20 protein-coding genes are annotated in these 20,460 nt (G+C 55.8%); 8 read left to right on the top strand and 12 right to left on the bottom strand.

Features of this window, described 5'->3' with window-relative positions:
• Window positions 1-11: 11 nt before the first annotated feature.
• From ACNT1W_RS14295 to ACNT1W_RS14275, 5 genes are all read left to right on the top strand, one after another.
• On the top strand, window positions 12-716 hold the full coding sequence (locus ACNT1W_RS14295) for a DUF1120 domain-containing protein (RefSeq protein WP_419245743.1): 705 nt from the start codon (window positions 12-14) through the stop codon (window positions 714-716).
• Between the two features lie 96 nt (window positions 717-812).
• The gene (locus ACNT1W_RS14290) at window positions 813-1,517 is read left to right on the top strand and encodes a fimbria/pilus chaperone family protein (protein ID WP_419245742.1); all 705 of its coding nucleotides are present in this window, start codon (window positions 813-815) and stop codon (window positions 1,515-1,517) included.
• A gap of 61 nt (window positions 1,518-1,578) precedes the next feature.
• A complete protein-coding gene (locus tag ACNT1W_RS14285) occupies window positions 1,579-3,966 on the top strand; it encodes a fimbria/pilus outer membrane usher protein (protein WP_419246872.1) in 2,388 nt (795 codons plus the stop codon).
• Between the two features lie 14 nt (window positions 3,967-3,980).
• Window positions 3,981-4,556 (top strand): hypothetical protein, encoded by a 576-nt coding sequence (locus ACNT1W_RS14280; protein WP_411227196.1) that lies wholly within the window; start codon window positions 3,981-3,983, stop codon window positions 4,554-4,556.
• A gap of 64 nt (window positions 4,557-4,620) precedes the next feature.
• Window positions 4,621-5,103, top strand: coding sequence for a LuxR C-terminal-related transcriptional regulator (locus ACNT1W_RS14275; RefSeq protein WP_419245741.1), 483 nt, complete (start codon window positions 4,621-4,623; stop codon window positions 5,101-5,103).
• A 54-nt stretch (window positions 5,104-5,157) separates the two neighbouring features.
• On the opposite strand, the gene adhP is transcribed toward ACNT1W_RS14275, so the two are convergent.
• The 4 genes from adhP to ACNT1W_RS14255 form a co-directional block, all read right to left on the bottom strand.
• On the bottom strand, window positions 5,158-6,171 hold the full coding sequence (adhP, locus tag ACNT1W_RS14270; RefSeq protein WP_012145131.1) for an alcohol dehydrogenase AdhP: 1,014 nt from the start codon (window positions 6,169-6,171) through the stop codon (window positions 5,158-5,160).
• 153 nt (window positions 6,172-6,324) lie between these two features.
• A complete protein-coding gene (locus tag ACNT1W_RS14265; RefSeq protein ID WP_017892824.1) occupies window positions 6,325-6,525 on the bottom strand; it encodes a hypothetical protein in 201 nt (66 codons plus the stop codon).
• Window positions 6,526-6,817: 292 nt separating this feature from the next.
• On the bottom strand, window positions 6,818-8,572 hold the full coding sequence (locus ACNT1W_RS14260; RefSeq protein WP_419245740.1) for an ATP-binding cassette domain-containing protein: 1,755 nt from the start codon (window positions 8,570-8,572) through the stop codon (window positions 6,818-6,820).
• 316 nt (window positions 8,573-8,888) lie between these two features.
• On the bottom strand, window positions 8,889-9,995 hold the full coding sequence (locus ACNT1W_RS14255; protein ID WP_419245739.1) for a succinylglutamate desuccinylase/aspartoacylase family protein: 1,107 nt from the start codon (window positions 9,993-9,995) through the stop codon (window positions 8,889-8,891).
• A gap of 14 nt (window positions 9,996-10,009) precedes the next feature.
• On the opposite strand from ACNT1W_RS14255, the gene ACNT1W_RS14250 reads away from it, so the two are divergent.
• Entirely contained in the window at window positions 10,010-10,465 is a 456-nt protein-coding gene (locus ACNT1W_RS14250; RefSeq protein WP_012145128.1) for an Lrp/AsnC family transcriptional regulator, read from the top strand.
• A 6-nt stretch (window positions 10,466-10,471) separates the two neighbouring features.
• Here the strand turns inward: ACNT1W_RS14250 and ACNT1W_RS14245 are convergent, their stop codons facing one another.
• From ACNT1W_RS14245 to ACNT1W_RS14210, 8 genes are all read right to left on the bottom strand, one after another.
• Window positions 10,472-11,194 carry an ABC transporter permease gene (locus ACNT1W_RS14245; RefSeq protein WP_012145127.1) on the bottom strand — a complete coding sequence of 241 codons (723 nt, stop codon included), beginning with the start codon at window positions 11,192-11,194 and terminating at the stop codon, window positions 10,472-10,474.
• Window positions 11,194-11,886, bottom strand: a complete 693-nt coding sequence (locus tag ACNT1W_RS14240; RefSeq protein WP_012145126.1) for an ABC transporter permease — start codon at window positions 11,884-11,886, stop codon at window positions 11,194-11,196. The genes ACNT1W_RS14245 and ACNT1W_RS14240 overlap by 1 nt, the downstream gene beginning before the upstream one ends.
• Before the next feature lie 36 nt (window positions 11,887-11,922).
• Window positions 11,923-12,696, bottom strand: a complete 774-nt coding sequence (locus tag ACNT1W_RS14235; protein ID WP_012145125.1) for an ABC transporter substrate-binding protein — start codon at window positions 12,694-12,696, stop codon at window positions 11,923-11,925.
• Between the two features lie 27 nt (window positions 12,697-12,723).
• The gene (locus ACNT1W_RS14230; protein ID WP_115184682.1) at window positions 12,724-13,485 is read right to left on the bottom strand and encodes a dimethylarginine dimethylaminohydrolase family protein; all 762 of its coding nucleotides are present in this window, start codon (window positions 13,483-13,485) and stop codon (window positions 12,724-12,726) included.
• A gap of 138 nt (window positions 13,486-13,623) precedes the next feature.
• On the bottom strand, window positions 13,624-14,817 hold the full coding sequence (locus ACNT1W_RS14225; protein WP_017892819.1) for an MFS transporter: 1,194 nt from the start codon (window positions 14,815-14,817) through the stop codon (window positions 13,624-13,626).
• 201 nt (window positions 14,818-15,018) lie between these two features.
• Window positions 15,019-15,942, bottom strand: a complete 924-nt coding sequence (locus tag ACNT1W_RS14220) for a substrate-binding domain-containing protein (protein ID WP_017892818.1) — start codon at window positions 15,940-15,942, stop codon at window positions 15,019-15,021.
• Between the two features lie 93 nt (window positions 15,943-16,035).
• A complete protein-coding gene (locus tag ACNT1W_RS14215) occupies window positions 16,036-16,815 on the bottom strand; it encodes a TIM barrel protein (protein WP_419245738.1) in 780 nt (259 codons plus the stop codon).
• Entirely contained in the window at window positions 16,815-17,831 is a 1,017-nt protein-coding gene (locus ACNT1W_RS14210) for a Gfo/Idh/MocA family oxidoreductase (RefSeq protein WP_012145121.1), read from the bottom strand. Before ACNT1W_RS14210 ends, ACNT1W_RS14215 begins: the two co-directional genes overlap by 1 nt.
• A gap of 192 nt (window positions 17,832-18,023) precedes the next feature.
• Here ACNT1W_RS14210 and ACNT1W_RS14205 point away from each other — a divergent pair, with 192 nt between their 5' ends.
• Entirely contained in the window at window positions 18,024-19,982 is a 1,959-nt protein-coding gene (locus tag ACNT1W_RS14205; RefSeq protein WP_419245737.1) for a sigma-54-dependent Fis family transcriptional regulator, read from the top strand.
• A gap of 151 nt (window positions 19,983-20,133) precedes the next feature.
• Window positions 20,134-20,454 (top strand): transcriptional regulator, encoded by a 321-nt coding sequence (locus ACNT1W_RS14200; RefSeq protein ID WP_012145119.1) that lies wholly within the window; start codon window positions 20,134-20,136, stop codon window positions 20,452-20,454.
• The last annotated feature ends 6 nt before the right edge of the window (window positions 20,455-20,460 follow it).

The following is a 20,460-nucleotide window of genomic DNA, read 5'->3' as shown; positions in this document are numbered from 1 at the left end:
GGAATAAATCAATGAAAAAAACTCTACTCGCCACCCTTTTGGCCGCCGGTGCCGTTGTTTGCGCCTCATCCGTCTTCGCCGCCGACAGCGTGGACCTCAAGGTTATCGGGACTATCACACCGGTAGCCTGTACCCCAACCCTGAGCGGCGGCGGCACCGTGGACTACGGCACCATCAAGGCCGATACCCTGAAGGCGGACGATTACACCGTGCTGCCGGAAAAATCACTGGATTTCTCCATTACCTGTGACGGCAATGCCAAGGTCGCCGTCAATGCGTTCAGTGGGCGCATGGGCAGTACGGTGGGTGATGCCGAAGCCACCAACGGGGCATCTACCATTCCGGCCGGAATCACGCTTTTAGGAGACGTCACAACCGTACAGGCGTTTGGGCTGGGGCTGGACGGCACAAAAAAAATCGGTGGGTATAGCCTCAAATTCGACATTACAAGCACAAAGGCTGACGGTGTGGCCGTAGACATCATTACCCGAGCTGGTCTAACAGGTACATGGTTTAAGTCACCAACCGGCTCTCTTGTATCTAAACCCTCTTACCAACCCTCCTGGGCTGCCACCGGCACTTTGACCCCGGTGGCGTTCAAAACCCTGGCCAACAAGCTTCGAGTTCAAGCCTTTATCAACAAGGCCTCCGAACTGGATATCACCAAACCGATCCAACTGGACGGTCTGGCTACCCTTGAACTGATCTATCTGTAAACCGGCCTGAAGCCCCGTCATTGACGGGGCCTACCCAACCACAGCCCTACCGGTCAGGCCGAGGGTTACCTGACCGGTCCAAGAAAGAGTCCATTTATGCCACACATTCCTTTTGTGCGTTATGGGGCGCTGGCCCTGTGCCTGTTTTCTGCCCTGGCTCAGGCCAGCGGCGTGGTGCCGGACAGCTCGGTGGTGATTGTCGAAGCCGCCGACGGCGAAGGCACCATCAATGTCCAAAACACCGATCCCTACCCGGTGCTGCTGCTGACCACCCTGGTGCCCCTGCCTCAGGACAAGGCGCCGTTACTGACCGTCACCCCACCGGCCGCCCGGGTTGAGCCCGGCAAGAGCCAGAGCGTGCGCTTCTTGCTGACCGACAAAACGCCGTTAAGCACCGAGCGCCTGATGCGGGTGATCTTCGAAGGGGTACCGCCCCAGCAAAAAGATAAAAGTGAAGTCCGCATGACGGTGCGCCAAAACCTGCCGCTGATTATTCGCCCGGCCGGTCTGGCGCGCGATCTCGCCCCCTGGAAACGGCTGGTCTGGCAGCGCACCGGCAACACCCTGAAAGTGAGCAATCCCTCGCCCTATGTGGTGCGCCTGGGAGAAGGGGTTCAGACCCTGCCGGGCAACGGCGTCTGGACACTGCCGCACAGCTATGTCCTGCCGGGGCAAATACTCACCCTGACCCAGAACGGGACTAAACCGCTGGGTACGGAGACGCAGGTGCGCATTGCCCCGGCCACCACCTGGGGGTTCAGCGTCGCCCATTATGATGCGCCTCTGACACCGTTGCCGTGAGGGGGATACCGTGAGGAGTCTGTTCTGCTTTCCCCCCGCTCGCCCGCTGAGCTGGCAGGCACTGGCGATAAGAGTAGCCCTGGCACCTCTGTTCCTGGTGTCGCCGGCCAACGCAGAGGGTTCCCCTTCTCGGCCGGAAGAAACCCTGTTTGACCCGGTCATGCTGCAGTCCCGGGGTATCGACCGCACCGTGGCGGACAGTTTCCGTCACGGGCCGCGCTTTTTACCCGGCGAAAATGCGCTGATGCTAAACGTTAACGGACGCGGCCGGGGGCGCATCACCGCCCGCTTTAACGAGCAGGGGCAACTTTGTGCCGACGCCGCCTTCCAAAAACAGGCCGGTCTGGAGACGCCGCCGGGCTTTACCGGCCGGGAACCCTGTTTTGACCTGCGCAGCGCCTGGCCACAAACCGAACTGCATCTGGACCCCGCTGAACGTCGGGCAGATCTGGTGGTACCTGCGCAGGCGGTTTCCGCCCCTGGCTCGGCCGAGGGCAATTGGCAGCACGGCGGCATCGCGGGCCTGTTCAACTACGATGCGCAATACATGGACAGCGCCGGGAATAGCGGTGGGGTCAGTTTTGTCCAACTGGACAGTGAGGCCGGGTTCAACGCCGGGGACTGGATCGTGCGTAGCCGCCAGACCCTCTCGCGCTTTGATGGCGAAGATAGCCTGCAACATCAGGCTGCCTATGCCCAGCGCAGCTTTGCCGGTATTAAGAAGGTGTTTCAGACCGGGCAAATTAGCCTGGGCAACTCGCTGTTCGGTACCGGGCAGGTGATTGGTGCCCAGCTGTTTCCGGAAACCGCCCTGACCGGCAATTCGGGCGGAGCCGGTCTGGTGGAAGGGATTGCCGACACTCAGTCGGTGGTGGAAGTCCGCCAGTCCGGCGTGCTGCTTTACAGCACCACCGTCCCCGCCGGGCCATTCCGCCTGCAAGGGTTCTCGCTGCTCAATACCCGTAGCGATCTGGCGGTCAGCCTGAGCGGCAGCAACGGCGAAAAACGCCAGTTTACCGTCCCGGCCAGCGCACTGCTGCTCAACGGCAACAGCGTCGCACCCGGTCTGTCCGTCGGCGTGGGCAAGATGGATCAACAGGGCAGCAGCGAAGCGCCCTGGCTGGGCACCCTTGCCAGCGGCTGGGCACTGACGCCGCGCACCACGCTTAACACCGGCCTGCTGGTTTCGGTGCCGTACCGGGCGGTGGCAGCAGCAGTGGACAACCAGCTTCCCGGCGCGGGTCAACTCTCATTGCAGAGCACCGTGGCGCAGGATGAGCGCCATAACAACACCGGTACGCTGGTTTCGGTTTCGCTCGGTTATCCGCTGACGGAACGGCTGGGGGTCAGCCTCAACAGCCGTCAACAGACCCGTCAATACCGGGAATTGAGCGATGCCTTGCAGCGGGACACTCAAGATAGTCAGGGTCGTTCCCGCAGCCAGTACGGTGCGGGTATCAGTTGGGGAATGCCGTCAGTCGGTAATTTCGCCCTCTCCTGGGCGCAGGGCACCACCTTTGGCGGCGACGACACCCGCTACTTGCGCGCCGGCTGGAGCGCTCAGATTGCTCAGGCCTATGTCGGACTAAACCTGGAACGCAATACCGGTAGCGGCGACAACGGCAATGAGGATCGCGCCTACCTGACCGTCAGTATCCCGTTCGGCGCACGCAGCCTCAGCAGTTATATCAATACGACCCGTCACAACAGCCGTGCCGGGGTGCGCTACAGCGACCGCAGCAGCCAGGACCGGGGCTGGAGCTTATCTACCGAACATGATACCGGCAGCAGCCGAACCAGCGGTACCGGCACCCTGGACTGGGTCACGCCGGTCAGCCAGCTCAGCGGCAGCCTGACCCGTGACTCGAACGACTACACCAGTTGGAATGTCCGGGCATCCGGCGGCGTGGTGGCACACGGCGGCGGGGTCACGCTCACGCCGTACTCCGTCGGGGACACTTTTGCCATTGCCCGGGTCGGTCAGGAAGGCGGGATCCGGCTGGAAACACCGGCAGGCCCGACCTGGACCGATGCCCGGGGTTACGCGGTATTGCCGTCGTTGAGTGGCTATCACCGCTCAACCGTTCAGGTCGACACGCGCAGCCTGCCGAAAAATGTGGATATCAGCAACGCCTGGCTGGAGACGGAACTGGCGCGCGGCGCGGTGGGACGGATGGATTTTGACGTGGTGCGTACCCGCCGGGTCCTGGTCAACGTTCAGGATGCCCAGGGCGCTCCATTGCCCCACGGCGCGGCCGTTTTCAATACCGAGGGGCAATTTGTCACCGTGGTCGGTTCGGCCGGGGCGGTATTCCTGCCGGACGCGGCACCGGGAATGCAACTGGAGGTGCAGAATGCCGGACGGCCACTGTGTTCGCTGACGCTCTCTCTGCCGGAACAGGCTGACAGCAGCGGTTTATATGAAACCAGCGCGGCAGTTTGCCGCTGAACAAGGAGTGTGAAATGAAAAGATTCATGGCGCTGGCGGGGCTGCTGGCCAGCCTGACGGCGCAAAGTGCCGAGCTGGAACCTGCGCAACTCATCCCGCATCCAGCGGAAAGCCGCTGCAGCGTATCGGCCAGCACCGACCAGATTGATTATGGCCGGCAGACCCGCTGGCAACTGCGGACTACGCCGGGTACGGCGTTGTTATCACCCGGGGAGCGCCCGGTAACCATCAGGGTAGCCTGCCCGTACCGCCAGACGCTACGCCTGAAGTTACAAGGGGAAACTGGCCCGAATGGTCGGCTGCGCTACGGTGATCGCGGTTATCTCCAGGTCCGGCTGGATAGCGCGCAAATAGACGGTCATCCGGCAAATTTAACGCTGAGTTCTGCTGGAGAGGCGGAAACCACCGTGACGCTGCCTGCCATGATGCCAACCAATGCGGTGCTGACCGCCGGGGAGCCGGGGCGGGCTGAGATTGGCCGCAGTTTAAGCCTGCAAATATCGCTCACCCCTCTGCTGACCGAACAAGATAGCCGGGTCAGCGCTCAGACCGACAGCCGGGGTGCATTGTCGTTTGTACTGCTGGATTAATCACCCTCGCCCACCGGGCAAGGACAGTTCGCCGGAAAGGCGTTTAATCGGACAGGAGAGTCCCATGATGACCATATTGTTGCCCCCGCATCTGGCAGAGAAATTAACGCCGAACGAACGTCTGGTGCTGCAGGCCCTGCTCAACGGGCAGGACCTGACCGCCATTGCCCAACGGCGTAACCGCAATATCCGCACCGTCAGCAACCACAAACAACGGGCGATGGAAAAACTGGGCCTGAACAACAACGCCATGCTGTATGCGCTGGCCGCCCTGCTGAGTCCGCCCTTGCCGCAGGCCTCCCCTCAGCAAATGCAGTCGCTCTCGCCGCGGGAGCATCGGGTGCTGGCGGGTCTGCTGCAGGGTAAAACGGTGGGCGCGATTGCCCGCGAGCAGCATAAAAGCATCAAAACCATCAGCCTGCAAAAGCAGCGGCTGATGGAGAAACTGAGGTTATGCAGTGCGGTAGACTTGTTCAGGTCAACGCCCGGACAGGCGCAGACGCTGTTGGCCAACTGGGGGCAGGTTTTTAAAGCGTCGGCGGGTTAACCCGATATTCCCTCTTCATTGGAAGAGGGAATAAGTCACCTCAACAGAGCAGGATTAAGAGGCGGAAAGATCGATAACCATACGGCCACGAATGGTGCCGGATTTCATCTCTTCAAAGATGGCGTTGATGTCACCCAGCGGCCTTTTGGTGACTTTCGGCGTCACTTTGCCTTCGGCGGCAAACTGGAAGGCTTCTTTCAGATCTTCCCGGGTCCCGACCAGCGACCCCACTACCTGGATCCCGTCCAGTACCAAACGCGGAATGCTCAGGTCCATACTCTCTGGCGGCAGGCCCACGGCCACGACCTTGCCCCCGGCACGCACGGCATTCACCGCAGAGTTAAAGGCCGAACGCGCCACGGCGGTGACCACGGCGGCATGTGCGCCACCAACTTTTTGCTGAATAATTTCTTCGGCGTTCTCGGTTTTAGAGTTGATAACCAGGTCCGCCCCAATTTCTTTGGCGAAATCCAACTGGCCCTGATTAACGTCAATGGCGATCACTTTGGCATTGAACACGTTCTTGGCGTACTGCAACGCCAGATTGCCCAATCCGCCCAGGCCATAAATCGCGATCCATTGCCCCGGTTTGATGTCGGAAATTTTAACCGCCTTATAGGTGGTGACCCCGGCGCAGGTGATGCTGCTGGCGGCAAACGAGTCCAGGCCGTCGGGCACCTTGACCGCATAGTCCGCCACCACGATGCACTCTTCCGCCATGCCGCCGTCCACGCTGAAACCGGCATTTTTAACCGAACGGCACAGGGTTTCGTTACCGTTGACGCAATATTCGCAATGGCCACAGCCCTGATAGAACCAGGCGACGCTGGCACGGTCCCCGACTTTTAAAGAGGTTACGCCCTCGCCGACGGCAGTGACCACCCCGACCCCTTCATGGCCCAGGGTGATACCGGGGACTTCGCCAAAATCGCCGTTCTTGACGTGAAGATCGGTGTGACAGACCCCACAACACTCCATCTTGAGTGCCGCTTCGCCATATTTCAGTGGGCGAAGCTGCTTTTCCTGAATATCTACACTGTGGTTTTTAGTAACTACGGCAGCTTTCATAGGATGTCTCTCCTCAGGTGAGTTGAAGTACAGCTGTTAATGTAGTTACTGTACCCCCGGAGGGCAAGAAGTCTGGCGTTTACTTTAAAAACAGAAAGTTAATAATTATTTCTTGCGAAATAGTTAAACAAAATTCTTCAGCCGAAATAATGATTAACGCTTGGTTTTAGTGATTTTTGTTGCCTTGGCGGGGTTACCGGCAACAAATTCCAGGGTGGGCGAGTAGTAAAACGGCAACCAGGCGTGGTAACTGCTCTCCCACTCCCACTTGACCGGGCAAGGCCACAGAATATCTTCATGCAGAATATAGTAGACCCATCGTCCGTGCGGGCGGCGTGGTTTGGCTGTGCGCATAGACCCTGACTTCTTTGGCACGGGTAGCCGTTGTTCCATATGAAATTCTCTTTGTCATCAGGGGCTACGGAGTGGCAAAGGTCAAATTTAACATGGACGGCGGTCGGCAAGCCATCTTTCCCGTAGGGACATTCGTCAGGTACGACACACAACTGTCATTAATTATTCATACCTGATAAATACACGCCAGCCAGGGTGGACAGAACACGCCAGTTTTGAAGTAAAAGAAGGTGATTTTATAGTGCTGCTATGGGGTAATTCAGACCGCTGGGGTATCGCGATCCTTCGTTTATCACCCCGCTTCCCTTAACGCCTCCTGCCGCAGGATCGATTGTATATAAGCATTTCTATTTTTTAACGAGGTAAAGTCACCTCGGTCAATGATACGGCCGTTGTCCATGACGATGATTTCATCCGAGAAGTTAAAGGTGGAGCTTCGATGACTTATGTTAAGTACCACTGCATCTGGATAATGCAACCTAATGTTTTTTATCACCCCCCTCTCATTGATGACATCAAGAGCTGATGTCACTTCATCAAGAATAATGACGCAGGGGTTGCGAAGAAATAAGCGCGCCAGAGACAACCGTTGACGCTGGCCGCCAGAAAGCGTCATACCATTATCTCCGATTTTCATATCCAGTAAATCTTGAGTATTGTCGACGGCCAGATCATCAAGCCTGGCTAATTTAATAGCCATGACCAATTGCTCATCCGTAGCTTGCGGGCAGGCAATTTTCAAGTTAAACCTTAGCGTATCCATAAAAACATAATCGTTCTGCGACAGGTGAAAAATTGCGTCAGCCCGCTGACTGGATGACAATTCGCTAATGTTTTTTTCGTTTAATAGAATGTCACCGCTTTCGGGTTTTAGCTCACCAGCCAATAGTTTAGCCAGCGTACTCTTTCCTGAACCGCTGCTGCCTGTCAATGTGATGAAATGCCCTTTGGGGATTTTAAGGTTAAAGTCATTAATCACGGGGATAGCTGTTTTTTCATAAGAAAAATGCAGACCTCTAATTTTTACGAACTCAACCGGAGTAATCAGGTCGGAATCACTCTCCTGTACTGCGGTCATGTCAGACAAGTTGTCAATGAATATATAGAGTGATGCCGTGGACTTTTGTAATGCCGTATACATTGAGCCAATACTTTCCAGAGGGGATGATAGCATTAGTATATAAGAAGAAATCATCACAAAGTGTCCAATACTTATATCTCCACGGCTAACCTGATACAATGAATAGAGAAATGACACACCAAAGAATATAATATTGCACACTGATTCAACCATTAGAAACCGCATGTCGGCCTTTAGTAAACTCTCATGTTTTCGTTCAATCTTATTAAGGAGATTCTCATATCGGGCAAACAGATAGTCATAGGAATTACATACCTTTGCGGCCCTCATATTCTTAACGCTATCTGTGATTAAACTGTATTTTTTTACCGACGTGTTGTAAAAGTCATTATATAAACCAACTATCCCAGGGTTAAATATACTTTTAATAAAAAAATACAAGATGAAATATAGGGTAAAAAACACAGCGACAATATAATCACCAGATAGAACTATGAAGGTGACGCTAAAAATCAACTGTAATAATGGTGGAATAAAATTATGCGATACGTTTCTTAATAAAATGGTGAGTTCATCGATGGCCTGATTCAGTCGTTGAGTGATATCACCAGTATTCTCATTGTTTTTTATGGCTTCTTCACTATAGAAAAGACTTTTGAAATAATGATTGGTCATACTGATGACAAGGTTGTTTCTCAAAGAGGTGACCAATATGAAATTCAACGCCGAAGATAGTTTTCTGAGACTCATTATAACAATATAACTAACTGCAAGCAGGTAAACAACTGCCTGAAAGTCAGTAAGTTTAGCTTCAATTACGCCAATCATTCGCGCCATGATAACCGGCTGCAGAGAAATCAAAACGGTAGATAAAAACGAAATGGTAATAATGACAAAGAACTTGGCCTTAGCTGACGAGCCTGAAGTATTTTTAAAGTACCTTAGTATAAACCAAAAATTGCTCATCCAAGTTCCTTATGTCACTTATTATGAAAACATAACTGGACCCCCGTCATTAAAATCAGGTTAAATAACACTCTAGCTACACGACCATTCCCGTCATATTTCTTCATGCTTGGGAAATTCCAATGGCATTAGTTTGACCACATTCCCTTGTAATAAATAGTTTTCCATAAATGTCTGCCCTTAGCGTCGCACTCCATATCTGTTTAACTTTTTTAATCTATTCACATGACACTAAAGTTTCATATACATTAATTATTTTTAACAATAATTTCGTATTTTGTCCTGACCACTACGGTTGCGACAAAGAAAACCCACATCAAGACGCCAGCCCGCCGCCGCCTGCGTAGGGGGTCTTACCGGCAATCTTCATCACTTCGGCCCCCAGCGTGACAAAAGGCGTCTGGCGGCTGGCATAAATCAGCCCACCCGCTTTAGCGCGCACTGCTGTTATCGTATCGGTGATCGGGTCGATAATTTCAGCTACCGCCTCATCCGCTTCTACCCACACCCCCGGCTGGCGGAGTAACAACAGGATGCCGCTGGCGGGCGCGGTAACAATCTCCCCGGCAGTAAATGGCAACATGGCGACCTCAAACTGCGGTATCACCGGGGAAGCACCGGCAACGGCACCGCGGTGTTGCAAGTATCGATAGAGGCGCTCGGCATCGCCGCTGGCCAGCTCGTGGCTAATATCCCGCTGACCGCGTAACTCCAGCGTAACCGCCATGCAACCCGGTTGCATCCCATCAAGGGCGGGATGCTCTGCTGCCAGCCGGTGCCAAGGCAGGCCGCAGGCTTCATCAAAGGAACCGCCGCCGCTGTCTTGCGAAAGCAGCACCGCCCCCATGCCCATAAAACGAGCCAATGTTTCTGCCTGTTCGCCCCAGGCCGGGTCGGCGTACATGTGCAGGATCGCCCGGTCGTCGCAGTGCAGATCCAGCACCACATCCGCATCACAGGCCAACAGCAACAGCTGCCTGCGCAGCGCCGTGACTTCGCTGGTGTCTGGCGCCGCCTGTAAAACATTGCGCATTGCGATGCGCACCTGCTGATGCAGGGGTTCTGTGGTACTGAAATCCTGCTGCCGTAACAAACGGGCTAAATCAGGGAAATCACGGTTAAAATTGCGGCCACTGACCAGATCAAAGCGCCCTACACCCGCATTGAGCAGCACCTGCGCCAGCCCCGGCGGGTTGGCTACCGGGACAAGAATTATTTCACTTTGCAGTTCACCCCGCCGTTCCGCCTGGCTGAGCAATCTTTTAAGATAGTGCAGCACCAGCATGCCGGGCAGTTCATCGGCATGCAGACCGGCCTGCAGGTAAATTTTTTCGCCTTTACCCGGCTGGCCGAAATGAAAACTGGTGAATTGGCGCTGCCCACCCAGAGCATGTTCAGGTAACTTATGATGATTAGTTTTCATTGGACGCCCTATCTGTGGAAAAGAAAGCCCGGCTTGATCGCATCGACAAAAAAATCCTTGAAATACTGTGCCGGGATGGCCGCATTTCGTTTCAGAAACTGTCCGAACAGGTCAATCTGACTGCCCGCCCTTGCCTGGAGCGGGTTCGTGGGCTGGAGCGCGACGGAATTATTCGTGGCTACAGCGCCATTATCGAACTGCCGGAGCCGGAACATGCGTTTGTGATCCAGGCGCAGATCGCATTGGCCGATCACGGCCACTCCCAACCGGCCTTTGAGCAGGAAATGCGTAATACCCCCGAGGTATTGGACTGCTGGCTGGTCAGCGGCAACTTCGATTTTCTGGTGCGCATCGGCTGCCGCAGCATGGAAAACTACCGGCTGCTGGCCGATACCTGGCTGACCAGCAAGAAATTTCGGGTGGATAAAATCGTCACCCTGACCGAGCTGCAGTCGATCAAACGCTCCTGAACTGCATCAGTCGCGGCGGATAAACGCCAGCCAGCGACGCTCTGCCCGTGAAAACATGAAGATCAGCAGGAAAGTGCACAGCAAATACAGTGCCGCCGCCATCAGGAACGGAATAAAGGGTGAATAGGTGGCGGCATAAAATGCGCGTGCCACGCCGGTAATATCCAGCAGCGTGACGGTACTGGCCAGCGAGGTGGCATGCAGCAGGAAGACCATCTCGTTATTCAGCGCCGGAATGCCACGCCGCAGCGTTGCCGGCAGCACCAGGCGGCGGATAATCTGCCACTGGCTCATGCCATAGGCCTCGCCGGCAATCCACTCCTGACGCGGGAAGGTTTCCATCATGCCTGCCAACAGTTGGGCAACGTAAGCGCTGGTATTGAGTACCAACGCCAGCGTGGCGCAGAAAGTGGCGTCGCGAAACAGCAGCCAGAAAGGCTGGTCGTTCTGCCAGCCCAATTGCACCACGTCAAACTGTGACAGGCCGTAGTAAATCAGCATTAATTGCAGGTAGAGCGGCGTACTGCGGAAAAAGTAAGTCACGCTGCGGATCAGCCACGACAGCGGTCGCGGGCCGTATACCTGGCCGATCGCCATCAGCGCTGCCAGCAGTAACCCTGGCACCACCGATAACAAGAACAGTTTGGCGGTCATCGCCAGCCCGGTGACGTCGGAACCGTCGCTCCACAGAAAGCTCGGTGCCGCATCCAGCATATTTTGCAGATTCATCAGCGTGCTCCTGCCGAATGTGAGGAAGCCAACGCGTAACGCCGCGCCAACCGGCTAAAGCCCCAACTGGAGACGGCGGTAATCGCCATATAAATCAGCGCCACCAGAAAATAAAACAGGAAAGGTTTTTGCGTGGCTCGCCCGGCCTGCTCTGCCAGCCAAACCATATCCTCCAGACCGAGGATCGACACCAGCGCCGAGGCTTTCATCAGCCCCAGCCAGTTGTTGTTGATGCCGGGAATGGCAAAACTCAGCATCTGCGGCAGCAGCACCCGGCGAAACACCTGGCCCGGCCGCATGCCGTAGGCCATTGCCGCCTCGAGCTGACCGCGCTCCACGGTGAGAAACGCCCCGCGAAAGGTTTCGGTGTAGTAAGCACCAAACACAAAACCAATCGCCAGCACCCCGGAGATGAAGGTGTTGAAGCGCAGCGGCCCCAATCCCACCAGGCCAAGCAAGCCGTTGACCAGCATTTCGCCGCCAAAGAACAGCAACAGCATGATCACCAACTCGGGAATGCCGCGCACCAGCGTGGTGTAACCCGTCGATACCCAGCGCAACCAGCGCGGACCAAAGAGTTTGATCAGCGCATTGATCATGCCGAGCGTCAACGCCACCGCCAGTGAAACCAGCATCACGCACAGTGACAGCAACGCGCCATGAGCCAGCAACGGCAAATACTCTATGACCATTCCCGGCCTCCCCTGGATGACTGGATCCGAGCCGGTTTAGTTGCCATATATGTCGAAGCTAAAATATTTTTTCTGGATGGCTTCATAAGTCCCGTCGGCACGGATCGCCTTGATGGCCCCGTTTAGCGCATCGCGCAGCGCCGGATTGTCTTTACCCACCGCAATGCCAACGTCAGAGGAGATACTGCTGTCTTCAATCACCGGTCCGGCGAAGGCAAACTTCTGGCCGCGTGGGGTATCGATAAAGCTGCTGGCGGCCTGAGTGTTGTCCTGCAGTGACGCGTTAATGCGCCCGGACATCAGATCCAGATAGACGTTATCCTGGTTGGCGTAAGAGACAATTTTCACCCCTTTCCCGCCCCAGTGCTGTTTGGCATAGGCCTCATGGATCGAGCCGGTCTGCACGCCAACGGTTTTGCCTTTCAGGCTGGCGACGTCCGGCAGCAGCGCGCTGCCCTTACGTGCCACCAACTGGGCAGAACTGCGGTAATAGCGGTCGGTGAAATCCACTTCCTTTTTGCGCTCGTCGGTAATGGTCAATGACGCGATAATGGCATCGAACTTATGAGCGTTAAGCGCGGCGATCATGCTCTCGAAAGGTTGTTTGACGAACACGCATTTGGCATGCAGCTGGGTGCACAGCGCGTTGGCGATATCGATATCAAAACCGGTGATCTCACCGCTGGGTGCCAGCACGTCAAACGGTGGATAACCGCCGTCCACGCCAAAACTGATGGTGTCGAAGGTCTGAGCCGCCGCAGGGCCGCTTAATGCCAGACTGGTCAGTAAAACCGCTAATGTTTTTTTCATGGCTGAGATCCCCGGTAAAAGAAAGTGTCAGAAACGCAGTGACAGGCAGGTCAGGCCGCCGTCCATTTTTTTAAATTCGCTGGTGTCGAGCTGAACGATCGGCATGCCTAATTTTTCGATTTGCGCCAGCGTTTGCGGGTAACCCTGTGGGGTGATCAGCGTATCGTTGATCCACAGCGTATTACCGGCGTAGGACTCCGCTTCCGGAATGACGATGCTGTTAAAACCGCTAAAGGCAGCATGGTGCTGGTAGTCTTCCGTCAACAACAGGGTATTGCGACCCACGTAATTGACGATTGATTTCAGGTGCAGCCCGGCGCTCACTTCAATGGCCGTGACCCGGTAGCCGTAGGGTTCTACCGCCGCGGCAAATTCGCCGATACCGGCCTCATCGGTGCGAGACGTCAGGCCGACAAAAAACTGGCGATCGACCAGCAGCACATCCCCACCATCAAGATGGCCGCGTTGGCTCATGCGCACTACCGGGCGTTCTCCTTCGAACAGCGGTGCAATGGTGGCCACTTCGCCCTGGCGGCTTGGCGCGCCCGGATGGGTGATCACCGCCAGCTCCGGCATCACCACCGCGGTGTCTTCAACAAAGTGGGCGTCAGGAAATGCCGGGGCAGCCGGTAACACTGTCACTTTTAGCCCCAGGCGGAGCAAGGTGTCCACATAGGCCAAAAACTGGTGGCCGGTGACGGCAATATCCGGCGCCCCCAATTGGGCGGTGGTCTGGCCGCTGGCGCAGCTATCGGCAGGGAGTCTGGCAATGGCTTGAGTAAAGTGCATGGGCGATTCTCTCGGTTGAAAAGGACGGTCACTGTTGCTTCGATTATCAAACAGATACCCGTACCAATCAGGCTGAATCCACTCACCGGCACTCTACATTTGCGCTGTTTATTATCTCAGCGACGACCTATTCTGCTGTCAGGCGCTCTTGTACACCACAGGAGCCAGACGCATGCCCACCAGGGTGATCACACAGATGGCGGCACCGAAGTAAAAGGTCGAGGCTGCGCCCCAGGTTTGCCACAGTACACCAGCCCCCAGACTCGCCAACAGCAGCGCCACTCCACTCATCAGGTTGAACATCCCGTAAGCTGTTCCGCGCAGGTCGGCTGGGGCAGTATTAGCGATCATGGCGGCCAGCAGGCCCTGGGTCATCCCCATATGCACACCCCACAACGCCACACCGATCAGGAGACCTATCCAATGGTGGCTGACGGCCAATACGATATCCGCCACAATCAACACCACTAAACCGGCTTGCAGCATGTTGCTGTGGCTCATACGATCAGAAAGTTTGCCAAAGGGATAGGCGGATAACGCATAGAGTACATTCATCGCCACCATCACCAGAGGGATTAAGGCCAGTGGAATATCCATTTGCTGCGCACGCAATACCAGAAATGCCTCACTGAATCGGGCCAGCGTAAATACCGCCCCCAGACCGACCACCCACCAATAGGCTTGCCCCAGCCGCCGCAGGTTTTCACGCTTAATAGGATTGGTGCGTTTATGTTCAATCGGTGATTTAGGCTCCTGAAGGCCAAAAAACAACAGCGCGATGGCTAAGACTCCCGGGATCACCGCTATCCAAAAAATGGCCCTGAAGTCATCGTGCCACAGCAACATTAACCCGACGGCCAATAGCGGCCCCAAGAAAGCCCCTATGGTATCCAGCGATTGCCGTAACCCAAAAGCGGCACCGCGGATCTCCGCAGGGGTAACATCAGCCACCAGAGCATCGCGGGGCGCACCACGGATCCCCTTGCCCACCCGGTCTAACAGACGGGCACCAAGAATGACGCCGGATGAACCGGCAACAGCAAATAAAGGCTTGCTGACGGCACCCAACCCATACCCTAACAGCGCCAGCCCTTTCCGCTTGCCGAGATAGTCACTGAGTACGCCAGAAAATACCTTGATGATTAGCGCGGTGGCTTCGGCCAACCCTTCAATCAAGCCAATCACCACCACACTGACCCCCAGGGTGGTCACCATAAACAAAGGCAGCAAACTGTGGATCATTTCCGAAGAGACATCCATTAACAAACTGACGCCACCCAGTACCCAAACCCCCTTGGGGATGCGGCTTAACGTTGAAAAGCGTGAGAACATCGTGTTACTCCGTCAACCACGAACCTGAATTCAGTCCATTATTAAAGCAGTCGTTTAGGTCATTGATAAGATGCAAAAGAAAATAATTATCAATCAAGTTCACGCGGAAAGATGACGGGGCATTATTTTGACAATGACGTAACGGCCGATAAATGAGAAAGCAACGCTTATTCACTCTACCGGCCGCCAGGATTTCTTCGCTTATTTCGAGTTAGCCGCCATAAACTCGGCCAGATTATCCCGGGTGATAACTTTATAAGGCACCCAGTTGTACGGCTCGGTTTTTTGCTTTTCCAGCAGCGCTTTGGTCACCTGCACCGCCCCGGTGGCCTGCCCCTTGGCGTCCTGGAAGATGGTCAGGGTCATGCCGCCATTTTTGACAAACTGCTGACCGTCCGGCGTGCCGTCAATACCCGCCACCAGAATGTTTTTATTTTTGGCCTGGTTCAACGCCATGATGGCACCAATCGCCATTTCGTCATTGTTGGCGGCGATGGCGTCAATCGGGCGGCCGTTCAACAACCAACCGGACACCACATCCACCGCCTCATTGCGCTGCCATTTGGCAGTCTGTTTCTCCAGCACCTTCATGTCTTTATACTTGGCGATCACCGCTTCCACCGCCCGCGTGCGTTCGCGAGCCTCTTCGTTGGACAGCGCTCCCATCAGGATCGCCACGTTGCCGCGATAGTTCATCTGTTTCGCCAGGGCTTCCATCTGCATTTCACCGCCCGCCGCCGAGTCGGACCCAACATAGGCCATCGCCTTGCCCAGTTTCACCTCTGGCTTGCGGTTGACGAAAATCAGTGGAATGTTGGCGCGTTCGGCCGCATCCATCATCGGCTTCACGCCCTGGGTATCAACCGGATTGAGGATAATCGCGTCCACCCCAAGGTTGATAAAGTCATCCACCTGCTGCACCTGCAGCGCTACGTCCCCTTTGGCATCAACAAACTGCCCGTCCATATTCAACAGCTTTAGCTCACTGACCATCTGCGAGCGCAAAATAGAGACAAAGTTAAGATCGAAATTGGCCAGCGCTACGCCGACCTTATAGGTTTTCGCCTGGGCGCTGAAGGCCATGACCAGGCTCAGCAGTATCAACAACAAGGTTTTGGTTTTCATGATGACATCCCGTAGGTTGAGGTTTATTTATTATTAAAATCAAGGCATCACTACTTATTCCGGGCAACAGGCCAATACCCGGTTTGTTGTGGTTTATAGAGTGAAATGGTCGCGGAACTGGTGCAGCGCCTCGGTGCTGTCACCGGATGCCCAGCCTTCCATCGCCACCACCCCCTGATAGCCCATTTCGTCCAACGCGCGGGCAATGGCGCGGTAGTTGATTTCGCCGGTACCGGGTTGTTTTCGCCCCGGCACGTCCGCCACCTGAATTTCACCGATTGCCGGGCCGCAGCGGCGCATCAGCTCAATCAGGTTGCCCTCGCCAATTTGCGCATGGTAAAGATCGAGATTCATCTTCAACCCCGGTCGATTAACCGCCTCCACCAAAGCCAAAGTGTCGTCGGCTTTGGCAAAAGGCGTACCCGGGTGATCCAGCGGCAGGTTGAGGTTTTCCAGCGTGAAAACCTTCCCCACGCGCTCTGCCATTTCTGCCAGCCGGGTCAGCGTATTGGCCGCCTTCAGCCACATTGCGCCCGTCACCACCGCCACCGGTTTCACCGGCAGCCCTTGCGAGTCCAGGCCGGTACCGTGCAGATTCAGGCACGGGCAATTCAAGCGTTGCGCCACCGCCAGCGACTGTTCGGCGCTTTGCAACAGTTGAGCGATTTCCACATCGTCGGTCAGGTTGCCGCTGAGATAGCCGGTCATCGAAGTCAAGCGCGCTCCGGTAACCACCAAAGCATCAAGGTCTTTATTGGCCCAGTTCCAGATTTCGACGCCGAAACCCAGCGCATCAATACGCGCTACACGTTCTGCAAACGGCAGGTCGAGAAACACCATTTCGGCGCAAACGGACAGTTGAAAACTCGCCATTATTGTTCCCCCAACCTGATCGGTTTGCCCTGCTGTACCGACGAAATACAGGCCAGTGCGATTTCCAGGGCATTGCGCGCATCCTGCCCCGTCGCCCGAGGCTTTTGTCCTTGCTGAATGCATTGGGCGAATTCGGTCAGCTCCGCCACATAGGCGTCATGCAGTAGATCGGTATCCTGGCGCGAAGTCTCGATGGCGATGCCCCCGGCGTGATAACGCACGCAGTTATTCAAATTGATATTGCCCGCCTGCAACATGCCTTTACTGCCAAACACTTCACCGCGTACGTCATAGCCGTAGACCGCCTGGAAATTAGCCTCGGCCGTCGCGATAGCGCCGTTATCAAAGCGAATAGTGACTACTGCGGTGTCCAGCAACCCCTTGTCCTTGAAGTCCGGACGCACCAGCGCATCCGCCAGGGCGTAAATCTCTACCGGCCTGGCTCCGGGGTTGAAGTGCAGCAAGGTGTCAAAATCATGGATCAGGGTTTCCAGAAAGATGGTCCACGCCGGGATCGGCGCCGGATCGCGCAACTGCGGGTCGCGGGTGACCGAGCGGGACAACTGGGTGGTGCCATTTTCGCCCGACTTGACGGCGGCAATGGCCGCTGCGAAACCGCTGACAAAACGGCGGTTAAACCCCACCTGTAGCACCACCCCCGCCTGATTGGCGGCGGCGATGGCGCAGTCTGCCTCCTCCAGCGTGACGGCCATCGGTTTTTCACAGAAGACGTGTTTACCCGCCCTGGCTGCCGCTATCACCCACTGCGCATGGGTGCGCGCCGGAGAAGCGATGACTACGGCATCAATGGCCGGGTCATCCAGCATCGCCTGCAGATCGCTATGGGCCTTAACGCCCAGACGTTCCGCCAGCCGCTGCGCGGCCCCTGGTAACGGATCGGCCACTGCGGCCAGTACCGCGCCCGGCACACGCCGCGCCAGAGACTCTGCATGGAAACTGCCCATTCGTCCGGCACCAATCAGACCAACACGCAGGGTTTGGGGTAAATGGCTCATCGTGATTCCTCATGTGGGTAACGCCCTTGCGGGCAACAAGTTCACTGAGGGTATTGCAAAGGGGATGCCAGCTTAAAACGCGGGGAATTTGTGAGGCGTTGCACAGATAGCCATAACAAAGTGACAACTAAGTTGACATGTAAATTTCACATGTCAATAAAATGGACATTACATTCCAAAATGGAGTTGCCGATGCCTACCGCCGCAGACCTGCTGCCAATCAAAGATGAGAGCGATCCGATTTTCAGCCTGCCGGAAGGGCCGGAGGCCGGTGAATGGGACAGCCTGTTTTGGCAAGGCTGGCAGGCATTTAACGAAGGGAGTCAACCGGGCTGGATACGCAAGTCAATCCTGCAATCCTGGCGGCGCTCGCGTGAGTACGGTATTGATCCTGATGAGTTTGTCTATCACGCACCGCCGGCAGAACAACTACAGGCCATCCTGTTGCACAACGCCGGGCTGATTAGCGTGGCGCGCAGCATCATGGAAAATCTGTTGGCCTATAATCCCGACGGCCATATCAATCTGACCGATGCCCACGGCGTTACCCTTCACTACTGCGGTGCGGACATGACGCCGGTCGGCAGTATTCTGCGTGAAGAGGTTCAGGGCACCAATTGCACCGCACGCTGCCTGCTGGAACAGCGACTGGTGTATGTGTTAAGCGGCGAAAACTGGAAGATGGGGCTGCGCCAGCGTCATCGCCAGTGTGCCGCCGCACCGGTACGTAACGCCGAGGGAGTGATGATTGGCGTGCTGACCCTCACCGCTACGCCGGATAATTTCAATGCCCACACGCTGGGCACCGTGCAGGCAGCGGCGGAGGCCGTCGGTCAACAGCTCAAGCTGCAGCAACTCCTGGCAGAACAGCAGTCCATTCTGGAAACCCTGAATGAAGGCGTGATGGTTTGCGATCGCCAGGGCCGTCTGAAAACCGTTAATCGCTATGCGCGCCAGATTTTTGACGGTCTGGAGCCGGGCAACAAATCAATCGATGAGCTGCTGCGCCCGCAGTCCGGCTCGCTGCTGACCATGCCATTTTGTAACGATCGTGAAATGGTATTTATGCCAGCCGGTAAACCGGCCCTCTCCTGCGTCATTTCATTGATGCCTGCGCCGGATGACGGTCGGGTGCTTTCAGTACGTGAGAATCAGCGTATCCGTGCCATTACTCGCCGCGTCATGGGGGTTAGCGCCAGTTATACCTTTGAGATGATATATGGCCACTCCAGCCGTATGCGCGAGGCGATCATGCAGGCGCGCACCTGCAGTCGCAGTGACAGCACGGTATTGTTGACCGGCGAAAGCGGCACCGGCAAGGAGCTGTTTGCCCAGGCAATCCACAATGCTGGCGGACGTTGCAACGAGCCCTTTGTCGCCGTCAACTGCGGTGCCTTACCGCGCGATTTGGTGCAGAGCGAGCTGTTTGGTTATGTGGACGGTGCCTTTACCGGTTCGCGCCGAGGGGGAGCCGCCGGCAAGTTCGAACTGGCGGACGGGGGCACCCTGCTGCTGGATGAAATTGGTGAAATGCCGCTGGAAGCACAAACCAGCCTGCTGCGCGTGCTGCAGGAAAGCGAAGTGTTGCGCATTGGTGCGGCGCAGCCGGTAAAAGTGAATGTGCGCATCATTGCCGCCACCCATTGCGACCTGGTGCAGGCAGTGGAAACAGGCGCCTTTCGCCGCGATCTCTATTACCGTTTGAACGTGCTCTCGATCCCGGTTCCGCCGCTGCGTGAACGTCGGGACGACATCGCCGGTCTGGTCAACGGCTTTATTCACAAGCTTAGTGCGCGGATGAAAAAAGTCCCACCGCAGGTTTCACCAACGGCGATGGCCTGCCTCAACGCCTGGCATTGGCCGGGCAACGTGCGCGAACTGGAAAACCTGGTGGAGCGGATGGTAAACCTGTGTGAAGGATTACTGATCGACGTTGACGACCTGCCCGAGGATATCCGCCGCATTGCGCCTGAACCGGCCCAGCTCCCCTCCAGCCGGCTGGAAGACCATGAGCGCATACATATCATTCAGGTCATTGAAACCAACGGCGGCAATTTGAGGCAGGCCGCCCAGATGCTAGGGCTGTCGCGCACCACGCTGTACAACAAAATCAATAAGTGGCAGATCGATTTGACGCTTTTGCGCCCCTGAGTGCTCTGGAGATAGGCCGTTTTATTATCAAAGCACTCAGCGTTCAGGGCTGGAAATTTCTCCACTTTTTTTCCTCATTTTGCACCCGGTGATTCAAATGCAAACACATATGAATTAACATATGTGAAATTTAAGCGCACTGAGGTTAAAAATGCTACAACCCGTTCAGCTTTTCAAAATTTTGTCGGATGAAACTCGACTGGCCATCATTATGCTTCTCAGAGAGTCGGGAGAGTTATGCGTTTGTGATATCTGCGGGGCCACTTCGGAGTCACAGCCTAAAATATCCCGCCACATGGCGATATTACGCAATGCAGGGCTGGTCATTGATCGTCGTGAGGGGAAATGGATCCACTATCGACTCTCGCCGCATATCCCTGCCTGGGCGGCAGAGACCATCACGGCATCCTGGCAGTGCCTGCGTGAAGATGTTCGCGGATGGCTGGCACAATCAGCGACATCCTCCTGTTAATCTATA

Origin of the sequence: Serratia sp. NFX21 (genome assembly GCF_048517035.1) — a bacterium.
Classification (GTDB): Bacteria; Pseudomonadota; Gammaproteobacteria; order Enterobacterales; family Enterobacteriaceae; genus Serratia; species Serratia quinivorans.
This window is presented reverse-complemented; position numbering and strand designations above follow the sequence as displayed.

Bases quoted from the DNA above. Each gene is read 5' to 3' on its own strand.
- ACNT1W_RS14225 (WP_017892819.1), bottom strand. From the start codon at position 14,817: ATGTTCTCACGCTTTTCAACGTTAAGCCGCATCCCCAAGGGGGTTTGG.
- adhP (WP_012145131.1), bottom strand. From the start codon at position 6,171: ATGAAAGCTGCCGTAGTTACTAAAAACCACAGTGTAGATATTCAGGAA.
- ACNT1W_RS14245 (WP_012145127.1), bottom strand. From the start codon at position 11,194: ATGAATCTGCAAAATATGCTGGATGCGGCACCGAGCTTTCTGTGGAGC.
- ACNT1W_RS14220 (WP_017892818.1), bottom strand. From the start codon at position 15,942: ATGAAAACCAAAACCTTGTTGTTGATACTGCTGAGCCTGGTCATGGCC.
- ACNT1W_RS14215 (WP_419245738.1), bottom strand. From the start codon at position 16,815: ATGGCGAGTTTTCAACTGTCCGTTTGCGCCGAAATGGTGTTTCTCGAC.
- ACNT1W_RS14200 (WP_012145119.1), top strand. From the start codon at position 20,134: ATGCTACAACCCGTTCAGCTTTTCAAAATTTTGTCGGATGAAACTCGA.
- ACNT1W_RS14230 (WP_115184682.1), bottom strand. From the start codon at position 13,485: ATGCACTTTACTCAAGCCATTGCCAGACTCCCTGCCGATAGCTGCGCC.
- ACNT1W_RS14265 (WP_017892824.1), bottom strand. From the start codon at position 6,525: ATGCGCACAGCCAAACCACGCCGCCCGCACGGACGATGGGTCTACTAT.
- ACNT1W_RS14295 (WP_419245743.1), top strand. From the start codon at position 12: ATGAAAAAAACTCTACTCGCCACCCTTTTGGCCGCCGGTGCCGTTGTT.
- ACNT1W_RS14290 (WP_419245742.1), top strand. From the start codon at position 813: ATGCCACACATTCCTTTTGTGCGTTATGGGGCGCTGGCCCTGTGCCTG.
- ACNT1W_RS14255 (WP_419245739.1), bottom strand. From the start codon at position 9,995: ATGAAAACTAATCATCATAAGTTACCTGAACATGCTCTGGGTGGGCAG.
- ACNT1W_RS14260 (WP_419245740.1), bottom strand. From the start codon at position 8,572: ATGAGCAATTTTTGGTTTATACTAAGGTACTTTAAAAATACTTCAGGC.
- ACNT1W_RS14280 (WP_411227196.1), top strand. From the start codon at position 3,981: ATGAAAAGATTCATGGCGCTGGCGGGGCTGCTGGCCAGCCTGACGGCG.
- ACNT1W_RS14235 (WP_012145125.1), bottom strand. From the start codon at position 12,696: ATGAAAAAAACATTAGCGGTTTTACTGACCAGTCTGGCATTAAGCGGC.
- ACNT1W_RS14275 (WP_419245741.1), top strand. From the start codon at position 4,621: ATGATGACCATATTGTTGCCCCCGCATCTGGCAGAGAAATTAACGCCG.
- ACNT1W_RS14210 (WP_012145121.1), bottom strand. From the start codon at position 17,831: ATGAGCCATTTACCCCAAACCCTGCGTGTTGGTCTGATTGGTGCCGGA.
- ACNT1W_RS14205 (WP_419245737.1), top strand. From the start codon at position 18,024: ATGCCTACCGCCGCAGACCTGCTGCCAATCAAAGATGAGAGCGATCCG.
- ACNT1W_RS14240 (WP_012145126.1), bottom strand. From the start codon at position 11,886: ATGGTCATAGAGTATTTGCCGTTGCTGGCTCATGGCGCGTTGCTGTCA.